Source organism: Croceicoccus sp. Ery5, assembly GCF_020985325.1.
Taxonomy (GTDB): Bacteria; Pseudomonadota; Alphaproteobacteria; order Sphingomonadales; family Sphingomonadaceae; genus Croceicoccus.
This window is the reverse complement of the sequence record NZ_CP087587.1, coordinates 1,062,625-1,086,511: the sequence shown is the minus strand read 5'-3', so window position 1 is coordinate 1,086,511 and position 23,887 is coordinate 1,062,625. Positions and strand designations below refer to the sequence as shown.

The 23,887-nt window shown below is 65.5% G+C and carries 21 protein-coding genes; 14 read left to right on the top strand and 7 right to left on the bottom strand.

The window, feature by feature from the left end; genetic code table 11:
- The first annotated feature begins 3 nt into the window (after positions 1-3).
- From ccoO to hemN, 9 genes are read left to right on the top strand one after another with little or no spacing between them, the layout of a single operon-like run.
- Positions 4-846, top strand: a complete 843-nt coding sequence (gene ccoO, locus LOZ74_RS05105) for a cytochrome-c oxidase, cbb3-type subunit II (protein WP_230293186.1) — start codon at positions 4-6, stop codon at positions 844-846.
- Positions 843-1,007, top strand: coding sequence for a cbb3-type cytochrome c oxidase subunit 3 (locus LOZ74_RS05100; protein WP_230293185.1), 165 nt, complete (start codon positions 843-845; stop codon positions 1,005-1,007). The genes ccoO and LOZ74_RS05100 overlap by 4 nt, the downstream gene beginning before the upstream one ends.
- Positions 991-1,920, top strand: a complete 930-nt coding sequence (ccoP, locus tag LOZ74_RS05095) for a cytochrome-c oxidase, cbb3-type subunit III (protein WP_230293184.1) — start codon at positions 991-993, stop codon at positions 1,918-1,920. The genes LOZ74_RS05100 and ccoP overlap by 17 nt, the downstream gene beginning before the upstream one ends.
- The gene (gene ccoG / locus LOZ74_RS05090) at positions 1,907-3,403 is read left to right on the top strand and encodes a cytochrome c oxidase accessory protein CcoG (RefSeq protein WP_230293183.1); all 1,497 of its coding nucleotides are present in this window, start codon (positions 1,907-1,909) and stop codon (positions 3,401-3,403) included. Before ccoP ends, ccoG begins: the two co-directional genes overlap by 14 nt.
- 16 nt (positions 3,404-3,419) lie before the next feature.
- Entirely contained in the window at positions 3,420-3,866 is a 447-nt protein-coding gene (locus LOZ74_RS05085; protein WP_230293182.1) for a FixH family protein, read from the top strand.
- A complete protein-coding gene (locus LOZ74_RS05080; protein WP_370638876.1) occupies positions 3,839-6,016 on the top strand; it encodes a heavy metal translocating P-type ATPase in 2,178 nt (725 codons plus the stop codon). The genes LOZ74_RS05085 and LOZ74_RS05080 overlap by 28 nt, the downstream gene beginning before the upstream one ends.
- Positions 6,013-6,222 carry a cbb3-type cytochrome oxidase assembly protein CcoS gene (gene ccoS, locus LOZ74_RS05075; RefSeq protein ID WP_230293181.1) on the top strand — a complete coding sequence of 70 codons (210 nt, stop codon included), beginning with the start codon at positions 6,013-6,015 and terminating at the stop codon, positions 6,220-6,222. Before LOZ74_RS05080 ends, ccoS begins: the two co-directional genes overlap by 4 nt.
- Positions 6,219-6,449 carry a hypothetical protein gene (locus LOZ74_RS05070; RefSeq protein WP_230293180.1) on the top strand — a complete coding sequence of 77 codons (231 nt, stop codon included), beginning with the start codon at positions 6,219-6,221 and terminating at the stop codon, positions 6,447-6,449. The genes ccoS and LOZ74_RS05070 overlap by 4 nt, the downstream gene beginning before the upstream one ends.
- 44 nt (positions 6,450-6,493) lie before the next feature.
- Positions 6,494-7,807, top strand: a complete 1,314-nt coding sequence (gene hemN, locus LOZ74_RS05065; protein WP_230293179.1) for an oxygen-independent coproporphyrinogen III oxidase — start codon at positions 6,494-6,496, stop codon at positions 7,805-7,807.
- On the opposite strand, the gene LOZ74_RS05060 is transcribed toward hemN, so the two are convergent.
- Complete coding sequence (locus tag LOZ74_RS05060; RefSeq protein WP_230293178.1) at positions 7,791-9,317, bottom strand: glycerol-3-phosphate dehydrogenase; 1,527 nt, start codon at positions 9,315-9,317, stop codon at positions 7,791-7,793. The two genes, hemN and LOZ74_RS05060, sit on opposite strands and share 17 nt — an antisense overlap.
- Positions 9,318-9,395: 78 nt before the next feature.
- Between LOZ74_RS05060 and glpK the strand changes: the two genes are divergently transcribed.
- Positions 9,396-10,907 carry a glycerol kinase GlpK gene (gene glpK, locus LOZ74_RS05055; RefSeq protein ID WP_230293177.1) on the top strand — a complete coding sequence of 504 codons (1,512 nt, stop codon included), beginning with the start codon at positions 9,396-9,398 and terminating at the stop codon, positions 10,905-10,907.
- Positions 10,908-10,918: 11 nt separating this feature from the next.
- On the opposite strand, the gene purU is transcribed toward glpK, so the two are convergent.
- The 4 genes from purU to LOZ74_RS05035 form a co-directional block, all read right to left on the bottom strand.
- Positions 10,919-11,773 carry a formyltetrahydrofolate deformylase gene (purU, locus tag LOZ74_RS05050; RefSeq protein ID WP_230293176.1) on the bottom strand — a complete coding sequence of 285 codons (855 nt, stop codon included), beginning with the start codon at positions 11,771-11,773 and terminating at the stop codon, positions 10,919-10,921.
- Between the two features lie 77 nt (positions 11,774-11,850).
- A complete protein-coding gene (locus tag LOZ74_RS05045) occupies positions 11,851-12,954 on the bottom strand; it encodes an NAD(P)/FAD-dependent oxidoreductase (protein ID WP_230293175.1) in 1,104 nt (367 codons plus the stop codon).
- Positions 12,955-13,039: 85 nt separating this feature from the next.
- Entirely contained in the window at positions 13,040-13,822 is a 783-nt protein-coding gene (locus LOZ74_RS05040) for an SDR family NAD(P)-dependent oxidoreductase (protein ID WP_230293174.1), read from the bottom strand.
- A gap of 27 nt (positions 13,823-13,849) precedes the next feature.
- Complete coding sequence (locus tag LOZ74_RS05035) at positions 13,850-17,332, bottom strand: indolepyruvate ferredoxin oxidoreductase family protein (RefSeq protein WP_230293173.1); 3,483 nt, start codon at positions 17,330-17,332, stop codon at positions 13,850-13,852.
- A 164-nt stretch (positions 17,333-17,496) separates the two neighbouring features.
- On the opposite strand from LOZ74_RS05035, the gene LOZ74_RS05030 reads away from it, so the two are divergent.
- From LOZ74_RS05030 to LOZ74_RS05015, 4 genes are all read left to right on the top strand, one after another.
- Complete coding sequence (locus LOZ74_RS05030; RefSeq protein WP_230293172.1) at positions 17,497-17,943, top strand: Rrf2 family transcriptional regulator; 447 nt, start codon at positions 17,497-17,499, stop codon at positions 17,941-17,943.
- Between the two features lie 145 nt (positions 17,944-18,088).
- Positions 18,089-18,289, top strand: coding sequence for a YezD family protein (locus tag LOZ74_RS05025; RefSeq protein WP_230293171.1), 201 nt, complete (start codon positions 18,089-18,091; stop codon positions 18,287-18,289).
- Positions 18,290-18,367: 78 nt separating this feature from the next.
- Positions 18,368-20,872: a TonB-dependent receptor gene (locus LOZ74_RS05020; RefSeq protein ID WP_230293170.1), complete on the top strand. Its 2,505-nt coding sequence runs from the start codon at positions 18,368-18,370 to the stop codon at positions 20,870-20,872.
- A gap of 70 nt (positions 20,873-20,942) precedes the next feature.
- A complete protein-coding gene (locus tag LOZ74_RS05015) occupies positions 20,943-21,911 on the top strand; it encodes a bile acid:sodium symporter family protein (RefSeq protein WP_230293169.1) in 969 nt (322 codons plus the stop codon).
- Between the two features lie 47 nt (positions 21,912-21,958).
- Here the strand turns inward: LOZ74_RS05015 and LOZ74_RS05010 are convergent, their stop codons facing one another.
- Positions 21,959-22,870, bottom strand: a complete 912-nt coding sequence (locus LOZ74_RS05010; RefSeq protein WP_230293168.1) for a tyrosine-protein phosphatase — start codon at positions 22,868-22,870, stop codon at positions 21,959-21,961.
- 13 nt (positions 22,871-22,883) lie between these two features.
- Positions 22,884-23,882, bottom strand: a complete 999-nt coding sequence (locus LOZ74_RS05005; RefSeq protein ID WP_230293167.1) for a 5'/3'-nucleotidase SurE — start codon at positions 23,880-23,882, stop codon at positions 22,884-22,886.
- Positions 23,883-23,887: the final 5 nt, after the last annotated feature.

Sequence of the window (23,887 nt, the reverse complement as noted above, 5' to 3'; positions counted from 1 at the left end):
CTGATGAGCACGACAGCGCAGCCCGAAGCCAAGGGCATCATGAACAAGCACAAGAAGCTGGAACGCAACATCACCCTGCTGAGCATCGGGACTTTCGTCGCCGTTGCCATCGGGGGGATCGTGGAAATCGCGCCCCTGTTCTGGATCGACAACACGATCGAGGAAGTGGAAGGCGTTCGCCCCTACTCTCCGCTGGAGCTGGCGGGACGCGACATCTATATCCGCGAGGGGTGTTATACCTGCCACAGCCAGATGATCCGCCCCTTCCGTGACGAGGTGGAGCGTTACGGCCATTACAGCCTGGCCGCGGAATCGATGTACGACCATCCGTTTCAGTGGGGGTCGAAACGCACGGGGCCCGATCTTGCCCGCGTGGGCGGACGATACTCTGACGAATGGCATGTCCAGCATCTGAAAAACCCGCAAAGCGTGGTGCCGCAAAGCGTGATGCCGCAATACGGGTTCCTGGCCGAAAACGACCTGGACGTGCCCGATATTTCCAGAAACCTGTCGGCGCTGGCGTCGATCGGGGTGCCCTATACGCAAACCGATATCGACAATGCGAAGGCGGACCTGCGCGCGCAGGCGGGCGATGCTATCGACGCGGGCGATCTGGCCGACCGCTATCCCAAGGCGCAGATCCGCGATTTCGACGGCAATCCGCAGCGCCTGACCGAGATGGATGCGGTCATCGCCTATCTGCAGATGCTGGGCACTCTGGTCGATTTCGAAAGCGCCGCCGCGATGGAGGACATCGCCGTGGATGACCCCGCCCTGCGCACCCCCGCGAACGCAGCGGAGCAAGCCGGTATCGAAGGCCAGGTGGAAGGGGAGCAACCGCGATGAGCACCTATGACACGCTGCGCCATTTCGCGGACGGCATCGGGCTGGTCGTGATGTTCGCGATCTTTGTCACCCTGTGCGCATGGCCGTTCCGCCCCGGCGCGAAGACGCACAACCGGACGGCTGCAAACTCGATCTTCGAGGAGAATGACGGTGGAGAATAAACGGTTCGACGAGCCCACCGGCACCCACACCGTCGGGCATGAATGGGACGGTATCGAGGAGCTGGACACCCCCCTGCCCCGCTGGTGGCTGTGGGTGTTCTATGCGACCATCGTGTTTTCGATCGGCTATGTCATTGCCTATCCGGCATGGCCGATGATCGACAGCGCGACCAAAGGCTATCTGGGATGGAGCAGCCGCGGCGAGCTGGAAAAGGAACTGGCCGCGGTGGAAGACGGGCGCAGCGCCTTTCGCGCGCAACTGGCCCGCATTCCGATCGAACGGCTGCCCGGGGATTCGACCATGATGGCGCAGGCCGTGGCCGGTGGCCGCGCCGCGTTTCAGGTGAATTGCGTGCAGTGTCACGGCTCGGGCGCAGCGGGCAGCGCGGCGGGCGGGGCAAAAGGCTATCCCAATCTGAACGACGATGACTGGCTGTGGGGCGGCGATCTGAAAGCGATCGAACGCACGATCCAGCACGGCATCCGCCATCCGGGCGACGATAACACCCATCTGTCGGTCATGCCCGCCTTTGCTGGCATGTTCGAAGCGCCGCAGCTGGCCGCGCTGACCGATCAGGTGTTGTCGTTCAGCGGCCGGGGTAAGGCCAACCCAACCGGCGCGCAGCTTTATGCCGATAATTGCGCGGCCTGCCATGGCCCGACCGGACAGGGCATGCGCGAATTCGGCGCGCCCGATCTGGGCGATGCGATCTGGATCTATGGCGACAGCCGAGAGGATATTGCCGCGCAGATCCTGAACCCGCGCATGGGCGTCATGCCCGCGTGGCAGGGCAGGCTCGATCCGGTGACGATCAAGATGCTGGCTGCCTATGTCCACTCGCTGGGCGGCGGCGAGGATGTCGTGCCCGAAACTGCGCCCGCTACCCCGGACGAGGCCGATGCAGCCCAGTGACGGCGATCTGAAGCGGCCCGACAAGGGCTCACAAAGCGGGGCATCTTCGGCAGATGCCCCGCCGCTCCAGCTCTATGAAAAGCACAATGTCGTCCATAACAAGCGCATCGACGGCCCGTTCCGGCGCTTCAAATGGTTCGTCATGGTCGTCACGCTGGCGATTTACTACATCACGCCCTGGCTGCGCTGGGACCGCGGCCCCTATGCGCCCGATCAGGCGGTGCTGGTCGATCTGGCCAATCGCCGCTTCTATATGTTCGGGATAGAGATCTGGCCGCACGAATTCTATTACGTCGCGGGGCTGCTGATCATGGCGGGGATCGGCCTGTTCCTCGTCACCAGCGCGGTGGGGCGCGCGTGGTGCGGCTATGCCTGTCCGCAAACCGTGTGGACCGACCTGTTCCAGCATATCGACCGGCTGGTCGATGGCGACCGCAATGCCCGCATCCGGCTGGACAAAGCGCCGTGGGGACCTGCCAAGATCGCGCGGCGCGCGTTCAAATGGACGATCTATCTGGCCATCGCCTTTGCCACCGGCGGCGCGTGGATCCTGTATTTCGCCGATGCGCCCACATTGCTGCGCGAATTCTTTACGGGAACAGCCGATCCGGTCGCCTATGCCACGGTGGCGGTGCTGACCTTTACCACATTCGCGCTGGGCGGTTTCATGCGCGAACAGGTGTGCATCTATATGTGCCCATGGCCGCGCATCCAGACCGCGATGCTGGACGAGAAATCGCTGATCGTCACCTATAAGGACTGGCGCGGCGAACCGCGCGGAAGCGTGAAAAAGGCCGCGAAAGCGCCCGACGCGTTCGGCGACTGCATCGATTGCAACCAGTGCGTCGCGGTATGCCCCACCGGCATCGACATCCGCGAAGGGCCGCAGATCGGCTGCATCACCTGCGCGCTGTGCATCGATGCGTGCGACCGCGTGATGAAGGATGTGGGCCGCCCGCGCGGTCTGATCGATTACGCCACGCTGGAGGATTGCAAGGCCGAGGCCGAAGGCGCGCCGCAGCGCCCGATCCTGAAAACCCTGCTGCGACCGCGCACCATCGTCTATTTCGGCATCTGGGCCGCCATCGGCCTTGTCATGCTGTTCGCGCTGGGCAATCGCAGCCATACCGGCCTGACCGTATCGCCCGATCGCAACCCGCCCTTCATGGTGCTGTCCGACGGGACGATCCGCAATGCCTATACGCTGAAACTGCGCAATATGGAGAGCAGGCCGCGCGACATGGAAGTCGCGGTACAGGGCCTGCCCGGCGCGGTGATGTGGACCGATACGATCATGCGCGACAATGCCGCCCCCACGCAAATCGTGCATGTCGATGCCGACCAGACGCAAACGGTGCGCGCCTATATCGCCGCGCCTGCCGGCACCGGGGAACAGGAATTCCGCATCCTCGTCACCTCTCAGGACGAACAGCGCGAACAGGATGCGGAAGAAACGCGGTTCTCCGCGCCGGGGGGCCAATGATGGCGGGAAGCAAGCGATGAAGGGCGAATTCACCGGTAAACACATGCTGGCGGTGCTGGTCACCGGCTTTGGCATCGTGGTCGCGGTCAATTTCACCATGGCCACCTTCGCGGTAAAGGGGTTCAACGGCGTGGTCGTCGAAAACTCCTATGTCGCCAGCCAGAATTATAACGGCTGGCTGGATCGCGCCCGCGCACAGGAAGCGCTTGGCTGGTCCGCCACCATGGCGCGGGCACCGGACGGCAGGCTGGCGATTGCAACCGGCGGCGTGCCCGCCAGTGCGACGGTCGATGCCATGCTGCGCCGCCCGATGGGCGACAGCACGGTCACGCATCTGGCGTTGCGGCCGCGCGGGGATGGCGCCTATGCCAGTGCGGATCCGCTGCCCGCGGGGCGCTGGATCGTGCGGCTGACCGTCAGCGCGCATGGCGATGAATGGAAAAGCGAAGGGGAAGTCGATTGACCGGCACGCTTTCCGCCAAAGAAATTTCCGATGGCCCGACCGCGACCGGACTTCCTCTGTTCGATACGCGGCTGACCGTGCCCGGCATGCGCTGCGCGGGCTGCATCGCCAAGATCGAGCGCGGGCTGGGCGGGCTGGACGGGGTGGCATCGGCGCGGGTCAATTTCTCGGCCAAGCGGGTCGCGGTGCGCCACGATGCACGACTGGACGAAAGCGATCTGGTCGACGCGCTGCGGCATCTGGGGTTCGAGGCGCAGGCACTGGCCGATAATCCGCTGGGCCGCGACGACCGCGATACCAAACGCCTGCTGCGCGCCCTTGCCGTGGCGGGGTTCGGCATGATGAACATCATGCTCTTTTCGGTCAGCGTATGGGCAGGCGCAGAGGGTGTGAACCGCGACATGTTCCACTGGATCAGCGCGCTGATCGCGCTGCCGGTGGTCGCCTATGCGGGCCAGCCGTTCTTCGCGTCGGCATGGATGGCGCTGCGGTATCGCCGGACGAACATGGACGTGCCCATATCCATCGGCGTGCTGCTGGCCACGGGGCTAAGCCTGTATGAAACGCTGACGGGCGGCGAGCATGCGTTTTTCGACAGCGCGGTGATGCTGCTGTTCTTTCTTTTGGCGGGCCGCGTGCTGGATGCGATGATGCGCGAGAGGACGCGCGCGGGCATCGGGGCGCTGCTGGGCCGGATGGGCCGCAGCGCCAGCGTTATCCAGCCCGACGGCTCCTCGCGCCGTGTCGCGGCAGAGCGGCTGGAGCCGGGCATGCTGATGCTGGTCGCGGCGGGAGAGGCGCTGGCCGCCGACGGTATCGTCGAAAGCGGGGCGGCGACGGTCGACAATGCCATGCTGACGGGCGAAAGCGCCCCCGAACGCATCGGTGCGGGCGGCACGGTCCATGCGGGCGCGATCAATATGATGGACCCGGTCAGGGTGCGCGTTACCGCCGCCGGGCCGGACACGGCGATTGCCGAAATCGCGCGGCTGATGGACGAGGCGGGGCAGTCGCGTTCGCGCTATGTGCGGATCGCCGACCGTGCCTCGCGCCTGTATGCCCCTGCCGTGCATTCGCTGGCGGCGCTGGCGTTCACCGGCTGGATGATCGCGGGCGCAGGCTGGTATCAATCGGCCGTGATCGCGATTGCCGTGCTGATCATCACTTGCCCCTGCGCGATGGGACTGGCCGTGCCCGCAGCGCAGGTCGTGGCCAGCAATGCGCTGATCCGGCGCGGCCTGCTGGTGAAGGACGGCAGCGCGCTGGAACGTCTGGCAGAGGTGGATGTGGCGATCTTCGACAAGACCGGCACGCTGACCCTTGGCGAACCGCGCCCCGATGTGTCGGCGCTTGACGCGGAGCAAAAGCCGGTCGCGCTGGCGCTGGCGCAGCACAGCCGCCACCCGCTCAGCCGCGGGCTGGTCGCTGCCTTGCAGGCCGAAGGGGTCGAACCCGCCGCCCTGACCGATGTGGTCGAAAGCGGCGGTCGCGGGCTTTCCGGAATGCTCGGCGATGTCGGGGTCGCGCTGGAACGGGTGGAGGATGCAGGTGCCGCCATGGCCAGTTCGCTGCGGATTGGCGACGCGCGCATCACGATCCGTTTCCACGATCCGCTGCGCCGCGACGCACGGCAGGCAATCGGCGCGCTGGAAGCCATGGGCATCGCATCGCGCATCGTGTCGGGCGACCGGAACGCGGTGGTCGCCCCGCTTGCCGCGCAGCTGGGCATCGACGGCGCGGGCGGGCAATTGCCCGCGGACAAGCTGGCGGCGCTTTCCGCATTGAAAGAGGAAGGGCATCACCCGCTGATGGTGGGCGACGGGCTGAACGACGGGCCAGCCCTTGCCGCCGCCCATGCATCCATCGCGCCCGGCACGGCCAGCGATGCCAGCCAGCAGGCCGCCGACGCGGTGTTTGTGGGCGAAAGGCTGATGCCCGTGGTCGCGGCGCTGCGCGTGGCGCGCGCGACCATGCGGGTCGTGCGGCAGAATTTCGGCTTTGCGGTGCTGTACAATATCTGCGCGGTCCCGCTGGCGCTGGCAGGCATGGTCACGCCCCTGATCGCGGCCATCGCCATGTCGCTCAGCTCTCTGGTCGTGGTCGGCAATTCGCTGCGACTGGCCTGCGCGGCAAAGGCAGACGCGGCATGAGCGGCATGGTCTTCCTGATCCCGATTGCCTTGCTGATGGGAGCCTGCGGGCTGGCGGCGTTCTTCTGGGCGATGCGCAGCGGGCAGTTCGACGATCTGGACGGCGCGGCCAATCGCATCCTGATCGATGAGGATGACGATGGTGCGGATGGTGCGGATGGTGCCGATATCGCCAATGCCGCCGATGCAGGGGGAGGACGCCCGTGAAGGCCGAAATCCTTGCGCTGACCGCCTTGGTCCCGCTGATGGCGGGCACCGGCCCTGCGCGCGCGGGCGATACGATCACGGCCGCCTTGTGCGATGGCGGCACCGTCGCCATCCCGCTGAACCGCAAGGACAGGCACGAACCCCCTCCCTGCCATCCCAAGGGCTGCCACGGCGGCGCATGCCGGAACGAAGCCGCCAAAAAGAAGGGCGCGCGCGGGAAAGTTTGATCCAGCGCAACGACGGCTTTCCTGCTGCGTGAAACAAAGGCCTCATGTGGCCTTATCATCCCGATCTGCTGGCAACGCCGGTGCCGCGTTACACCAGCTTTCCGACCGCGGCCGAATTCGGCCCGCTATCGCCCGATGTCACGCGTGACGCGATCCAGCGCGCAGAGGGCGATGTCTCGCTCTATGTCCATATCCCCTTTTGCGAGAAGATCTGTTTTTACTGCGGCTGCAACACCGGCGCGTCGGGCCGCCGCCAGCGGCTCGATTCCTATCTGGCGGCGCTCTATCGCGAAATCGCGCTGACGGCATCGCTATTGCCGCGCCATGCCCGCGTGCGGCGCGTGTCGTTCGGCGGGGGCAGTCCCAACGCGCTCGATCCCGTCGATTTCGTGCGGCTGATGGACCGGCTGACGCTGGAATTCGCGCTGGTCGATCCGGTGCTGTCGATCGAACTGGACCCGCGTTCGATGACGGCGGACTGGGCGCATGTGATCGGCCATGTCGGGATAGAGCGCGCCAGCCTGGGCGTGCAGACATTCGCCCCCCATTGCCAAAAGGCCATCGGCCGCGTTCAGGCCGAGGACGAGATCGTCCGCGCGGTTGACTGGCTGCGCGATGCGGGGGTCGGATCGATGAATTTCGACCTGATGTACGGGCTGCCGATGCAGACGCAGGAAGATCTGGTCGATTCCATGCACCGCACCCGCGTTCTGGGCGCGGACCGGGTGGCGCTGTTCGGCTATGCCCATGTGCCGCATATCGTAAAGCGGCAGGCCGCCATCGACGACAGCCAATTGCCCGATGCCGGCGCGCGCTTTGCCATGGCCTCGCTCGGCTACAGCTATTTCTGTACCCATGGCTATGCCCCCGTCGGCTTCGACCATTTTGCCAAGCCGGGGCACGACCCGCTGGCCCGCGCGGCCCTGTCGGGCACGCTGCGCCGGAATTTTCAGGGCTTTACCGATGACGAGGCACCCGTTCTGATCGGGCTTGGCGCATCGGCGATCAGCAGCTTTCCCGATCTGCTGTCGCAGAACGAGAAGAACAGCGGGCGTTACCGCATGATCGCGGGCGAAGGGCGGCTGCCGGTCGAACGCGGCATCGCCCGCAGCGATAACGACCGCCTGCGCGCATCGGTGATCGAAGGGCTGCTGTGCCAGCAGGCCGCATGGGTGCCCCCTGCCCTGCGCGCCGAGGTCAGCGACCGGCTGGCCGTGTTCGAGGATCGCGGCCTTGCCGCCATGCAGGGCGAGCATCTGCACATCACACCCGAAGGCCTGCCCTATGCACGCGGGATCGCGGCGCTGTTCGATCCCTATCGCCAGCAATCGCCGCGGCGGTTCAGCTCGGCGATCTGACTGCAACCGGCGGGACATGCGCGGCCAGATATTCGTCCAGCGCCTGCGCCGTTTCGGCGGGCACATGCAGGCCCAGCTTGGACCGGCGCCACAAGATGTCCTCTGCCGTGCGCGCCCATTCGTGTTCGACCAGATAATCGACTTCGCGCCGGAATAGCTGTCCGCCGAAATCGCGCCCCAGCGCCGAAACCGACGCGGCTTCGCCCAGCAGCAGATCGGCCCTTGTGCCATAGGCGCGGGCCAGCCGGTAAAGCAGGTCGGACGGAATGCCGGGATGGCGGGCGGTCAGCGCCGCCAGAAACGCATCGAAATCGCCGCCGGGCAGCTCTCCGCCGGGCAAGGTGATGCCCGCCGTCCACGCGCGCCCCGCCTTGGGGAAGATCCCCGCCATTTCCTGCAACGCATGTTCGGCCAGCTTGCGATAGGTCGTGATCTTTCCGCCAAAGACCGACAGCAGGGGCGCGCGGCCATCGGCATCGTCGAGGTCGAGCACATAGTCGCGCGTCACCGCCGACGCATTGGCGGCATGGTCGTCATAGAGCGGGCGGATGCCGGCATAGCTCCACACCACATCGGCAGGCCCGATTTGCGCAGTGAAATAGCGGTTGACCGTATCGCACAGATAGGCGGTTTCCCCATCGCTGATGTCCGCCCTGGCGGGTGCGCCCTCCCACGGCTGGTCGGTCGTGCCGACCAGCGTGTAATCGCGTTCATAGGGAATGGCGAAAACGATGCGCCGGTCGGGGTTCTGCAGCATGAAGGCATGATTGCCGTCAAACAGGCGGGGCACCACGATATGGCTGCCCTTGACCAGCCGCACCCCGGCGTCGTTGCGCGCGCGGCCCAGATTGCGCAGCACCTCGTCCACCCATGGTCCTGCCGCATTGACCAGCATGCGGGCGCGCACCTGCTGCGTGCCTTGCGCATCGGCCAGCGTTGCGATCCATGTTCCGCCCTCTTCCCGCGCGCCGGTCAGCCGCGTGCGGGTGCGGATATCGGCCCCGCGCAGCGCCGCATCCATCGCGTTCAAAATGGTCAGGCGGCTGTCCTCTACCCAGCAGTCGGAATAGAGGAACGCCTTGCCCCCGTCCTTCAGCCCTTGCCCCATCGGGTCGGTCGACAGATCGACCGTCGCGGTCCCCGGCAGGCGCTTGCGTCCGCCCAGATGGTCGTAGAGGAACAGGCCCGCACGCACCATCCAAGCGGGACGCGGCGATTGCGATTGCGGCAGCACAAAGCGCAGCGGCCAGATGATATGCGGCGCCATGCCCAGCAGCCGCTCCCGCTCGATCAGCGATTCGCGCACCAGCCGCAGCTCGTAATATTCCAGATAGCGCAGCCCGCCGTGGATCAGCTTAGTCGAGGATGACGAGGTGTAATTCGCCAGATCGTCCTGTTCCACCAGCAGCACCCGCAGCCCGCGCCCCGCCGCATCGCGGGCGATTCCCGCGCCGTTCACGCCGCCGCCCACGATCAGAATGTCGAATTCAGTCAGTTCGGGTTCGGGCACGCTTGCTCCTTTTGCTGTGCGGGCAATAGATTAGCCCGCAGCCAGACAAGAACAAGCGAGCGAGCGGAAAAGCACATCATGTCCCCGGATCGAGCACGACATATCCTGGCCATCGACCAGGGCACCACCAGCACGCGGGCGATCGTGTTCGACGGCAATGCGAATGCGCTGGCCACCGCGCGCCGCGAATTCGCGCAGCATTACCCCCGTCCCGGATGGGTAGAGCACGATGCCAAGGACATCTGGCGCGACACGCTGGCCGTCATGCAGGAGGCCGTGGCGCAGGCGGGGCTGGCCGCCGCCGATATCGCGGGCATCGGCATCACCAACCAGCGCGAGACGGTGGTGGTATGGGACCGCCATACGGGCGAACCCGTCCATCGCGCCATCGTATGGCAGGACAAGCGCACAGCGGGGCTTTGCGCCGAAATGAAGGCGGCGGGAGAGGAAGCAGCCGTGCGGGCAAAAACCGGCCTGCTGATCGATCCCTATTTCTCTGCGACCAAGCTGGCGTGGATATTGGACAATGTCGCGTGTGCCCGCAGCCGCGCCGAACGGGGCGATCTGGCATTCGGCACGATCGACTGCTTCCTGCTCTGGCGGCTGACGGGCGGCAGGGTGCATGCGACCGACGTGACCAATGCGGGGCGCACGCTGCTGTATGACATCCGCGCCCAGCAATGGGACGAGGATCTGTGCCGCCTGTTCCGCGTGCCCATGGCGATACTGCCGCAGGTTCGGGACAATTCGCATGTCTTCGGCACCAGCGAGGTCGATGTGCTGGGCGCTCCGGTCCCGATCGCGGGCATGGCGGGCGACCAGCAGGCCGCCCTTTTCGGGCAGGCCTGTTTCGAACGGGGCATGGCGAAAAGCACCTATGGCACGGGCTGCTTCATGCTGCTGAACACCGGGGCCGAGGCGGTGGAGTCGCACAGCCGCCTGCTGACGACGCCCGCCTACCGGCTTGGCGGAGAGATGACATATGCGCTGGAAGGGTCGATTTTCGTCGCGGGCGCGGCGATCAAATGGCTGCGCGACGGGATCGGCGTGATCACCCACGCCAGCGACACGCATGACATGGCGACGCAGGTGCCCAATAATCACGGCGTCTATATGGTGCCCGCCTTTGTCGGGCTGGGCGCGCCGCATTGGGACCCCGATGCGCGCGGGGCGATCTTTGGCCTGACACTGGGCGCGACGCAGGCGCATCTGGCGCGCGCCGCGCTGGAGGCGGTCGCCTATCAGACGCGCGATCTTGCCGATGCCATGACGGCTGACGGCGCCGAAGCGCTGGCCGGCCTGCGGGTCGATGGCGGGATGGCGGCGAACGACTGGCTGTGCCAGTTTCTGGCCGACATGGTCGAGGTGCCTGTCGAACGCCCCGCCCATCTGGAAACGACGGCGCTGGGTGCGGCGTTCCATGCGGGCCTGGCGACGGGCGTGTGGCCCGATCTGGCGGCGCTGTCCGCCACGCGGAGCGAGGGGCGCATCTTTACCCCGCAGATGAAAGCGGCAGAGCGGCTGGACCTGCTGGCCGGATGGCACGATGCCGTCCGGCGAACGCTGAGCGCCCAGTCGTTGAGCACCTAGCCGCTGAACACCTAGTCGCTGAACACCACCGTGCGGTCGCCGTTCAGGAACACGCGGTCCTCCAGATGCGCCTTGACCGCGCGGGCCAGCACGCGGCGTTCCACATCGCGCCCGCGCGCGACCATATCCTCGGCCGTGTCCTTGTGGGTGATCGCCTGCACGTCCTGCACGATGATCGGCCCTTCATCCAGATCGGCGGTCACGTAATGGCTGGTCGCGCCGATCATCTTCACCCCGCGATCATGCGCCTGGTGATAGGGTTTGGCCCCCTTGAACCCCGGCAGGAAGGAATGGTGGATATTGATGCAGCGGCCCGACAGGAACGCCGCCATGTCATCGGACAAGATCTGCATATAGCGCGCCAGAACGACCAGCTCGGCCCCCGTTGCCGTGACCAGCGCCTTGACCTGCGCCTCTTGCTGCGCCTTCGTCTCGCGCGATACGGGCAGATGATGGAACGGAATATCGCCGATCAGCGAACCGGCCAAAGCCTCTCGGGGATGGTTCGACACGATGGCGACCACATCCATCACCAGCTCGCCCGAACGCTTGCGGTTCAGCAGGTCGGCAAGGCAATGGTCGAACTTGCTGACCATCATCAGCACCTTGGGCCGGTACGCAGGCGCGCGCAAGCGCCAGTCCATGCCCAGCTCTGCCGCCAGCGGACCGAATCCGCTGCGATAATCGGCAGGATCGGTCGGCCCGTGGTCAAATGCGACGCGCATGAAGAAACGGCCGGTCGAAGGATCGTTATATTGTTCGGCATCGGTAATATTGCCGCCGCGCTGCGCCAGAAAGCCCGCGATGGCGGCGACCAGCCCCGGCCTGTCGTCGCATGACAGGCTGAGCACGCAATTCCTGTTCAACTCTACCACTCCTTCGGCGCAATATGTCGCGCCGCATGGGGGGGCAGACGCGCGTTAGTCCAGCATTTCCGTCACTTCTAATCCAGTTTGCCGGATACAAGGCGCGCAATCGCCATCGACGACGTCAGCCCCGGGCTTTCGATTCCGAACAGATTGACCAGCCCCGCGCAGCCGTGGTCGGCGGGACCGGAAATCACGAAATCGCCCGCCGCTTCGCCCGGCCCGGTGATCTTGGGCCGCACGCCCGCATATCCGGCCTGCAGGCGCGCGGGATCAAGCGCGGGCCAGATGCGCCGTGCGGCGGCGGCGAATTTGGCATGGCGCGCGGGATCGACGGTGTAATCCACCGCGTCGATCCATTCGACATCGGGGCCAAAGCGCGCCTGCCCGTTCAAATCCAGCGTCAGATGCGTGCCCAGTCCGCCGGGTTCGGGCACCGGATAGATCAGATGGCGGAACGGCACCTTGCCGCCATAGGTGAAATAGACGCCGCGCGCGTAAAAGGCGGGCGGCACATGGGCGGGGTCCAGCTTTTCGATCGCCAGCGCCAGCTCCTGCGCCGCCAGCCCCGCCGAATTGACCAGCACGGGCGATGCCACCACCGCCTCGTCCGCACCGTCCAGAAAAACCTGCCACAAACCGCCAGCCCGCGCGATCCGCGCCACCCGGCTGCCCGTGACCAGCATGGCGCCATGTGCCTCCGCCTCGCCCAGCAGGGCCAGCATCAAGGCGTGGCTGTCGACGATGCCGGTCGACGGCGACAGCAGCGCGCCTGCGCAGGCAAGTTCGGGTTCCAGCGCGCGCACGGCATCGCGGTCCAGCCTGATCAGATCGCGAACGCCTGCCTGCCGGCCCCGCGCCTCGATCGCGTCCAGTTCGCCCGTTTGCGCGGCATCATGCGCGAATATGATCTTGCCCGTCCGGCGATGCGGCACGCCGCGCGCCTTGCAAAAATCGTACAGCAGGCCGCGCCCTTCGACGCACAGGCGCGCTTTCAGCGATCCTTCGGGATAATACAGGCCCGCATGGATCACTTCGGAATTGCGGCTGCTGGTCCATGAACCGAACTGCGCTTCGCCATCCAGCACCAGCGGCGCGCGGCCCGCCAGCGCCAGATCGCGCGCGATGGCAAGGCCGACCACCCCTGCCCCGACGACAATCGCATCGACTGTTTCGACCACTGCTGCGCCCTATCCCGACCGGCTTTCCAGCCACCCGTTAGACCGCAAGGCGCCACAAAGTCACGGCGGCAATGGGATTAGCGCCCTAGGGCGATACGCGCTCCGCCGCGATGGCAGCCGGATCGACGAAGCGGGTCGACGATATGCCGCCATCGACCGCGATGGTCTGGCCATGGACAAAGCGGGCCTCGTCCGAACACAGGAAGCCGACCATGTTCGCCACGTCCTCGATCTGGCAGAAGCCCGCCAGCGGGGTCAGTTCGAAATTGATCCGTTTAAAGAAATCGACGTCCCAATAGGCTTCGGTCATCTCGGTCTTGACGACGGTCGGAGCGACATAGTTCGACCGGATGCCGCGCCGGCCATATTCGGCGGCAAGCGTTTGCATCAATCCGATCTGCCCCGCCTTCACCGCGCTATAGGCACCGCCGCCCGCCGTGCCGTACAGGCCCCATGTCGAACCGATGAAGACGATGCTCGACCCTTCGCCCATATGGGGGATCGCCTCGCGGCACAGCCGGAAAGGCGCGCGAAGCGAGATGCCCAGTACCTCGTCCAGCATGTCGTCGGTGGTCTGGTCGACGGGACCGAAATTGAACGATCCGGCATTGTTGATCACCATGTCGAGCCGCCCGAACCGGTCCAGCGCGGCATCGACGATGGCCTTGGGCGCGTCCTGCGCCGACAGATCCACCGCCACATGGGCAAAGTCCATCGTGCCGTCCAATGCGGCCGACAGGGCGGACAGCTTCCCCTCGTTCCGGCCGGTTCCCACCACCTTTACCCCGTCGCGGCCCAGCCTGCGCGTGATGCCTTCGCCCAGCCCGCCTGCCGCGCCGGTAACGATGGCCACTTTACTGTCGGTCACTGTGTCGATCCTTTCCCGTTTTCGCGGTTACGCCATTTCGCGCCGCGCTTCCCGCTCTGCGGCGGGGGTATTCGTCGGTTCGCTTTCGTATCGGGCCAGCAGGGCCGCGCTGTCGGCGCGCCATTGCGCGACGCCTTCGTGCTTCACCGGCCCGTAACCGCGCACCACCGCCACCGATTGCGCGATCTGTTCGGCCAGCGGCAGGTTCGCGGCGGTCAGTCGCGGGACCAGCCTGTCGATCATCGCGCGATATTCCTGCGGAAAGGCGCGTTCCATCCGCCGCTCTGCCGTGTGGCCGAACGGATCGATCCATCGCCCGCGCAGCCCCTTGCCCTTGGCCAGCAGGCGGAACAGCGGCAGCATCCAGCCGCCCAGCGCAATCTTGCGCGGCCGCCCCGTCATCGCGTCCCTGCCCAGCGGCAGCAGCGGGGGCGCAAGATTGAAGGCAAGCGTGAAATCCCCGTCGAACGCTTCTTCCAGCGAAGCGCGGAAGGCCGGATCGCCGAACAGCCGCGCGACTTCATATTCGTCCTTATACGCCATCAACCGCGCCAGATGATGCGCCACGCCGGTCAGAAACGCGTCCGCCGCCAGCCCCCTTGCCGCCAGACGGTCGCGCAAATCCTCTACCCATGCGCGGTAACCGGCGGCATAGGCAGGGTTCTGGTATTGCGTCAGCAACGCGCTGCGGCTGGCCACCATGGCGTCGAGACTGTCGGGCATTTGCGGCGCCGGCCGGTCCAGCCCCGCCAGGGCCATCAACCGGTCGGGATCGACCGCCGCCAGCCTGCCCAGCGCGACCGCGTGGCGATTGGCCTCTACCGATATGCCATTCAGCGTCAGCGCGCGGTCCAGAGCGTCCAGCCCCACGGGCAACAGGCCGCGCTGGGCGGCAAAGCCGATCATCATGAAATTGGTAAAGATCGCATCGCCCAACAGCCGCGTCGCCAGATCGCCCGCGCGGAACCGGTCGGTCCTGTCGGCGGGAATGCGCTGCGCAATGGCGGACAGAAAGCGATAGGCCGACAGGTCGAGCGTCTGGTTGGTCTGGAACTCGCCCGTGGGGGCGACATCCTCGTTCGCGATCAGCCGCGTATCGGGTCCGGCGGCGCGCAGCACATCGGGCGCGGTGGCGACGATCAGGTCGCAGGCCAGCACCAGATCGGCCTGCTGCGTGCCCAGCCGGGCGCTGGGAATGGCATCGATTGTGCCCGAAATGCGCACATGGCTGGTCACCGCGCCGCCTTTTTGCGCCATGCCGGTCATGTCGAGCACCTTGGCGGCCTTGCCTTCAAGATGGGCGGCCATGGCCAGCACTGCCCCCACGGTCAGCACGCCCGTTCCGCCGATCCCGGTGACAAGCATGTTATGCCCCGCATCCGACGGGGCCACCACGGGCACCGGCAAGGCGGCAATATGTTGTTCCAACGCCGCCATATCGGTTGCGCGCCGCGCGGGCTTTCCGCCCGTGACGGTCACGAACGATGGGCAGAACCCCTTGATGCAGGTGAAATCCTTGTTGCAACTGGACTGGTTGATGCGCCGCTTGCGCCCGAATTCGGTCTCCACCGGTTCCACCGACAGGCAGTTCGACTGCACCGAACAATCGCCGCAACCTTCGCAAACCGCGCTGTTGATGAACAGCCGCTTGTCGGGATCGGGAAACGCACCCTTTTTGCGGCGGCGGCGCTTTTCATTGGCGCAGGTCTGTTCATAGATGATCGCGGACGTGCCGGTTTTTACCCGCAATTCCCGCTGCACCGCATCCAGCTCGTCCCGGTGGCGGATCGCGACCCCCGCGGGAAAGTCGCCCTTTTGCAGCGCATCGGGGTCTTCGCTGACCACGACGACCGGATCGACGCCTTCGGCCACCAGTTCGCGCGCGATTTGCGACGGGGTCAGCCCGCCTTCCATCGGCTGTCCGCCGGTCATCGCCACGGCATCGTTATACAGGATCTTGAAGGTCACATTGCTTTTCGCCGCGACCGATGCGCGGATCGAAAGCAGGCCCGAATGGGTATAGGTGCCATCGCCCAGATTCTGGAAATAATGCGGCGTATCGACAAAGCTTTGCGCCGCGACCCATGGCATGCCTTCCGATCCCATGCCGACAGTCCACATCGTGTTCCGTTCGGGCATGAAATGGGCAAGCCCGTGGCACCCCGTCGCCCCCATCGCCCCGCTTCCGTCGGGCACGATGGTCGAACGGTTATGCGGACAGCCCGAACAGAAATAGGCCGGGCGGATCGCCGTGACGGCCAGTTCCCCTGCCGCGCGGTCGCGCCGTGCCAGTTCGGCGGCGCGGGCGGAGAGTTCCGCGTCCATGCGTCCCAGCGCCGTCAGCCGCGCGACAATCGTGCGGCGCACGGCACCGGCATCCAGCACATTGGCCGCAGGCAACAGCGCCGAACCGTCGGGCGCGGTCTTGCCCGACAGCGCCGGCGCGTCGGCCATGCCATAGAGCAATCGGGCCAGCTGATCCTCGATAAAGCTGCGCTTTTCCTCTACCACCAGCACTTCGCGCGCACCTGCGCAGGCCTGCCGCGCGAACAGCGGCTCCACCGGCCAGACCAGCGCCAGCTTGGCCACGCGCAGCCCCAGTTTCGCACAGCGGTCCTGCGTCAGCCCCAGATCGATCAGCGCCTGCGCGACATCCAGCCATGCCTTGCCCGCGGTCACCAGTGTCAGCGCATTATCGGCCCCGCCATGGGTGATCCGGTCCAGCGCATTGGCCCGCACGAATGCCTGCGCGGCGGGCAGGCGATGGTCCACGGTCAGCGCTTCCTGTTCCAGCGCCTGCATCCCGCGCCGGATGTTGAGCGGCGGACTGCCATAATCGGGCATGGCAATCGCGAACCCCGCCCCCGGCAGATCGACCGTCGCGGTCAGGTCCAGCGTATCGGTCACGCTCTTGAACCCGCAATACAGCCCCGAAAAGCGCGACAGCGCCCATCCCGCCTGGCCATAGGACAGCAATTCATCCGTCGTCGCGGGATAGAGCACGGGGATGAACGCGGCGGCCAGATTCTGTTCGGACTGATGCGCGCTGGCAGAGCTTTTGGCGGCATGATCGTCGCCCGCCATCACCAGCACGCCGCCGCGGGACGCAGTCCCCTCCAGATTGGCTAGCTTCAGCGCTTCATGCGCGCGGTCGACGCCCAGACCCTTGCCGTACCACAGCGCGAAAATGCCCTCGACCCGCGCCTTGCCGAACCAGTCCACCTGCTGCGCCCCGCGCAGCGATGTGGCGGCCAGTTCCTCGTTCAGGCCGGGTTCGAACCGGATGTCATGCGCCGCCAGCTGCTTTTCCGCCGCCCATAATTGCGCGTCCAGCGTGGTGATCGGCGATCCGCGATAGCCGGTGACATAGCCGCCCGTCTGCCAGCCGTCCGCACGGTCGCGGCGCGCCTGATCAAGCAGCAGGCGCACCACCGCCTGCATGCTGTTCAGCATGACCTGCCCGTCGGGCCGGTCATACTTGTCCGAAAGCGTCACGATATTCTTGGTCAATGCATCACCCTTAACGCCTGCCAGTCTAGCGAATGGCGGCGCAATGCCGATAACCGCGCCCGCAACGGCAATTGCCTGTGGCTGCGGCGCGCGCATTATTTTCGCGGCGCATTTCCCGCCGGTGATTTCTTGTCAGCCGCGCGGCATTGGGGCATGGCCTTGCCGTGCTATCCCAGAAGACCCGCTATGCGATCCGCGCCATGCAGCATCTGGCCGATCATTACGGCCAGCACACGGTGCCGCTTGCCGAAATCGCACAGGCACAGAACATCCCGCCCAAGTTCCTGACGGTGATCCTGTCGGAACTGACGCGGTTCGGGATCGTCGAATCGCAGCGGGGCAAGGACGGCGGCTATCGCCTGTCGATCCCGCCGATCGACATCACCTATGGCGATCTGATCCGCGTGATGCGCGGGTCGCTGGCACTGGTCCCCTGCGCCAGCCGGTTCGCGCATGAAAAATGCAAGAATTGTCTGGAAGAACACGAATGCCGCACCCGCGCGCTGATGCTGCAGGTGCGCGACCGGACGGCGGATTTGCTGGATGCGGTGCGATTGTCCGATCCGATACCGCTGGGCGACATCACCGGCCCGTTCGAAGAGCGCGAATAGGATTTTCAGCCCGCCGCGAAAAGAAAATGCTTGGCCGCGAAAAGCGAATTTGCGCCGCACGCCTTATTGTCAACAAGATTGGTTGAGAATATCAGCAGCAGCGCGGGGAGCCGTTCCCCGCGTTTCGATTGTGGAGACCAAGGACATGCATCACAGCAAGGATCGCGTGCCCGAAAAGCCCGCTGACCGCACCGCCCCCCTGTCGATCGAGGGGCTGAACCTGCCCGAACCGCTGCAGGCGATTGCCGAGGCGCTGGGCCAGATCCGTTATGGCGTGATCCAGCTGACCGTCCATGACGGGCGGCTCATGCAGCTGGATATCACCGAACGCCGGCGCTTTACCTAGGCGCCGGATCAACCGACATCATCCGACAGAGCAGACCGGACCACCGGATGCGAAGTCCCCTGTTTCAAAGGGTATTTCATGCATCCGACCATCCGTTCGCGCCCCGTGGGGCGTTTCCGACCGGGCCTGCTGCCCTCGCTGGCCATCCTGTCCCTGCCAACACCTGCGTTCGCGCAGGACAATGCCGCCGTGCCGCCATCCCCCTCCGCCAGTCCGTCCTCCGCCAGTCCGTCCTCCGCCAGTCCGTCCTCCGTAGGCACGGGGGCGGAGGATAGCGGCGACATCCTCGTCACCGCGCGGCGGCGTCGGGAAACCGTGCAGGACGTGCCCATCGCGATCTCGGTCGTGGGGGGCGAGCATATCGACAGTACCGGGTCGTTCAACGTGGGCCGCCTGCAACAGCTGACCCCAACGTTGCAATATTACAGCAGCAACCCGCGCAACACCGCAGTCAACATCCGCGGTATCGGCGTGCCATTCGGCCTGACCAATGACGGCATCGAACAGGGCGTGGGCATCTATGTCGACGATGTCTATTTCTCGCGCGTGGCATCGGCCACGTTCGATTTCCTCGACGTCGAGCGGATCGAAGTGCTGCGCGGCCCGCAAGGCACCTTATACGGCAAGAACACCACGGCAGGCGCGATCAATATCAGCACGCACCAGCCCACATTCGATTTCGAGGGACGGGCCGAAATTTCCGTCGGCAATCTGGGTTTCCGGCAAGCCAAGGCCGCCGTTTCCGGCCCGCTGTCCGACCATGTCGCGGCGCGGCTGGCGCTGTCCTCCACCGGCAGGCGCGGCACGCTGTGGAACGTGACGACCGACCGCTGGATCAACGAACAGGACAATCTGGGCCTGCGCGCCCAGCTGCTGTGGGAAGCAGCCGATACTCTGTCGGTCACCCTGTCCGCCGATTACAGCGAACAGGACCCCGAATGCTGCGGCACCGTCTTCGTCCGCACCGGCGCGACGCAGCGCGCAATCGACCGCCAGTACGAGGCTTTGGCCGCCGCGCAGAATTACAGCGCGCCCGGCAGCGACGCTTTCGACCGCGTGACCGATCTCGATGCCTCGCTGAACGTGGGCAACAGGATTGGCGGCGCGTCGGTCAAGGCGGTGTGGGATAGCGGTATCGGTACGCTCACTTCGATCAGCGCATGGCGGTTCTGGGACTGGAAGCCCGAAAACGACCGCGACTTCACCGGCCTGCCGATTACGACCCTGTCGCAGAATCCGTCGCAGCAGGACCAGTTCACGCAGGAATTCCGCCTGTCGGGCGGCGACAGCGCGCTGGAATATACGCTGGGTGCCTTCGCGTTCCGGCAAAGCGTCGATACGCAGGGCAGCCAGCAGCAGGGCCCCGCCGCCAGCGCATGGCTGATTGCCCCGTCGAACCCGCTCAGCGCCGATCCCTCCGTGCTCGACGGGCTGACCGCGCGCAATTCGATTACGCTCGACAATACCAGCGCGGCATTGTTCGGACAGCTGAGCTGGCAAGTCCTGCCGCGCCTGACCCTGCGCCCCGGCGTGCGGCTGAATTACGACAGCAAGGACGGGGTTTACGATTCGGTGGTGACCAATGGCGACGGGCAGGCCGTTACCTTCGACAGCACCGACCCGCGCATCATTGCCCAGCGCGCCGTTCTGGCCCCGCAATATTTCGAGGTGGATTACAGCGACTGGAACTTCAGCTATGACCTTACCGCAAGCTATCGGCTGGCGGACGAGATCCTTGCCTATGCGACCTATGCCAAAAGCTTCAAATCGGGCGGGGTCAATCTGAACGGCGTGCCCGGCGATGCCAGCGGGCAGCCGATACTGGCCGCCGCGACGGTCGATCCCGAAAAGGTGGACCATGTCGAGATCGGCGTGAAGGCGCGGTTCTGGGACCGGCGCGTCACGCTGAACCTTGCCGCGTTCCGCACCGACATCCGCGATTATCAGGCGCTGGTCACGAATGGCAGCCTTGGGGTGCTGCGCGGCTATCTCGCCAATGCCGACAAGGTCCGGACACAGGGAATAGAGGCCGATTTCTCGGTCCGGCCCGGCACGCGGCTCAACGCCTATCTCAACGCGGCCTATACCGACGCCACCTATCGCCGGTTCACCGATGCGCCCTGCCCGCCCGAATTGTCGGGCGGCACCACTGCCGCCGAAGGGCAGACCCCCAGCGCCCCCGGAACGCCCGGCGGCATCAGCCCCGCCAATTGCGACATTTCGGGCCAGCGCCTGCCCGGCGTGTCGGAATGGTCCCTGTCCTATGGCGCAGAAGGCAATCTGCCGGTCACTGTTCTGGGGCTGGACGGCGCGGCCTATGTGGGGATCGACGGCAGCTATCGCTCGAACTTTTCCAGCAATCCGACGCCATCGGCCTATACATGGGTGGAGGGTTACGTGCTGACCAATCTGCGCGCCGGTTTCAGGGCGGACAGCGGGCTGGAACTGTTTGGCTGGGTTCGCAATGCGTTCGGCACCGATTATTTCGAACAATTGCAGGTGCCCGGCGGCAATACCGGCCTGATCGTCGGCACGCCGGGCGATCCGCGAACCTATGGCATGACGGTGAAGCATGCGTTTTAGGCCATAGCCGCTGGCGAAGCGGGATCGAACCGCCTATCGGATCGGTCCCGCCATTGATATCGGGTGCCGATTGTTCAGAATTCTCCGCAAGATCGACCGTTTCAGCATTACCATTCTGGTCAGCGTGATCGTCGCCAGCCTGCTTCCGGTATCGGGCATGGCGGCGGTCTGGCTGGGCTGGGTCGTCAAGGCGGCGATTGCGCTGCTGTTCTTTCTGCACGGGGCAAAGCTGTCGCGCGCGGCCATCCTGTCGGGGCTGACCAGCTGGAAGCTGCATATCACCGTATTTCTGGCGACCTTTGCGCTGTTTCCGCTGTTGGGTCTGGGCGTGTCGGCATTGGCGGCGCTGTTCCTGCCCGGCATTCTGGCGACGGGGTTCCTGTTCCTGACGCTGTTGCCGTCGACGGTGCAATCCTCCATCGCCTTTACATCCATCGCGCGGGGCAATGTTCCGGCGGCGGTCTGCGCGGCGTCGTTTTCGAACTTTGCGGGCATTTTCATCACCCCGCTGCTGACCGCCCTGCTGATCGGGGCGCAGGGCGCGTCGGGCGACACGCTCGCCTCGATAGAGGCGATCGTGGTGCAATTGCTGCTGCCCTTTCTGGCGGGCCATCTTTCTCGCCCCGTCACGGCGGGTTTCATCGACCGGCACAAGGCGCTGGTCGGCTTTACCGATCGCGGGTCGATCCTGCTGGTGGTCTATGCCGCGTTCAGCGCGGCGGTGGTCGACGGTTTGTGGCGCCAGATCGATCCATGGCAACTGGCCGCGATCATCGCGCTGTGCTGTGTGCTGCTGGCGCTGGTGCTGGGCATCGTCGCCTTTACCGCGCGCAAGGCGGGGTTCGACCGGGCCGACCGCGCCACGATCCTGTTCTGCGGTTCGAAAAAGAGCCTGGCCTCGGGCGTGCCCATGGCGGGCGTGCTGTTTCCGGCGGCGATGGTCGGGCCGGTCATCCTGCCGCTGATGATCTTTCACCAGTTGCAATTGCTGGCCTGCGCCGCGATTGCCCAACATCTTTCTACGGGGTCTGACGACTAATCGGCGGCTGGCGGGGCATCCATCCCGCCAGCCAGCCGACCTGCCAATCACACCGTCTCGGTCATATTGGCGCGGATATTCGCCTTCATTTCGGGCGTGACGCCCAATTCCCGTTCGATGAACGCATCGACCGATCCATATTTCTCTTCCAGAGCCGTCAGCGCGCTTTCGATATAGGCCGGGTCCGACGCCACCAGCGGCGCGACCAGTTCCCACGGCATTTGCGCCAGCGCGGCATAGGCAGGATTCTTCGCTGCCGTTTCCTGCATCTGCGCGCGGTAATCGACGATATCGTCCGACATCGCATAATCGGCCACCACCGTTTCGCGCGGGACGCCCAGCATGGTCAGCAGCAACGCCGCCCCCGTGCCCGCGCGGTCCTTGCCCGCGGTGCAATTGAACGTCAGCGGGGTGGCGCCTTCGGCCAGAAAGCGGAACATCGCGCGATAGCTGTCGGCATTGGCCTCGGGCAGGTCGCGGTACATGGCGATCATGGTCGCGCGGGTCTTCTCGGGGCTCGCGTCCTCTCCGCCCAGAACCGCCGAAAGATCGCCGCTGGCGCTTTCGCTGGAATAGTTGCGGGTCCAGTATTCGACATCCGAATTGGCCTCGACAAAACGGTTCGGCTCGGCCTCGCGCTCGTCATTGGCGCGGAAATCGCAGAAGGTGCGGATACCGCGCCGCTTCAGCTCGGCCAGATCGGCATCGGTCAACCCTGCGGGAGAGCCGGAGCGATAGACCGTTTCCCATTTGGTGATCCGCCCGTCGTTGGTGCGATAACCGCCCAGATCGCGGAAATTGACCCCGCCTTCCAGGTCGAGCACGCGGCGCGCATCGGCCAGCGCCATCTCGTTCGCGGCAACGGGCGACAGGGTTTCGGCGGTCGCTTCGGTGGTTGCCGCCTGCTCGCAAGCGGGCAGCAGGAACAGGGCTGCCAGCGGCAGTGCAATCTTACGCATCGAACAGTTTCCCTTATTCGGCGGGCGCGGTCAGGAAACCGGCCAGTTTTTCGGCAATCAGCGCTTCGTCCGCCGCACCGGCGGCATAGCCCGCCTGCATCGGGCTGACGGCGATGGCGCTGCGATAGACGATGGATTCGTCCGAAGCCTGCTCCTCCGTCGGCTTGGCTGTGTTCATGCCAAAGGACAGACCCGGCAGGGCGGGAATTTCCATGCCGCGCTCTGCCGCCATCGCCTTCATCACCTGCGTGGCGCTGGCGGCCATGTCGTCGCTGAACTTCATGGCATAGGCGTTATAGGTGCCGATGCGGGAAAGCAGCCATTCCGCCCCTTCCAGCCTGTCGGGGAAATTGACGTTCAGCGCGATTCCCGCGGGCAGCATCGGACCATCGCCCGCCTGCTTTGCCAGTGCCTCGACCAGATCGGCCGACAGTGCGGCGACCGTGGCGGAATCGGGATGGTCCAGCCCTTCCTCGTCCACCGTGCGCGCACCCGCGCTCAGCGCGATGGCGGGATGGCCCAGCACGGCGGCATATTGCGCATTGCTGACCGTCCCCGAACTCAGCACGATCGCGCCCACGTTCTGCCCTTCGTTCGGGCCCGACAGCACCAGATCGGGCGCCTTGCCCCAACGCTTCTGGCCCAGCACGTCGACACCGTACAGCATCGACATCACCGGCGTCCCGTCGACGTAAAAGAAGTCGCCTTCGGGCAGCCCCTCGCGCGTCATCGGACCGGCGGCGGGCGCGCCCGCATCGGCCGCATCGGCAAGGCAGTTCTGTTTCAGCGGGGTCAGCGGGCGACCGACCAGAATGGCCGCGCCCATACCGCTCTGGTTCTGGCAGGGAACCGACACGATCACGTCATGCCCGTCCTCTTTCAGCGCCTTGTACAGCGCCAGCACATTACTGGTCAGCCCGTCGTCGTTCGACAGGACGATATTCTTGGCCGATGCCGCCCCCGCCTGCACGAAAAGGCCAAGGGTAGCGATTGCGAATGCGGTCTTGCGCATGGTCA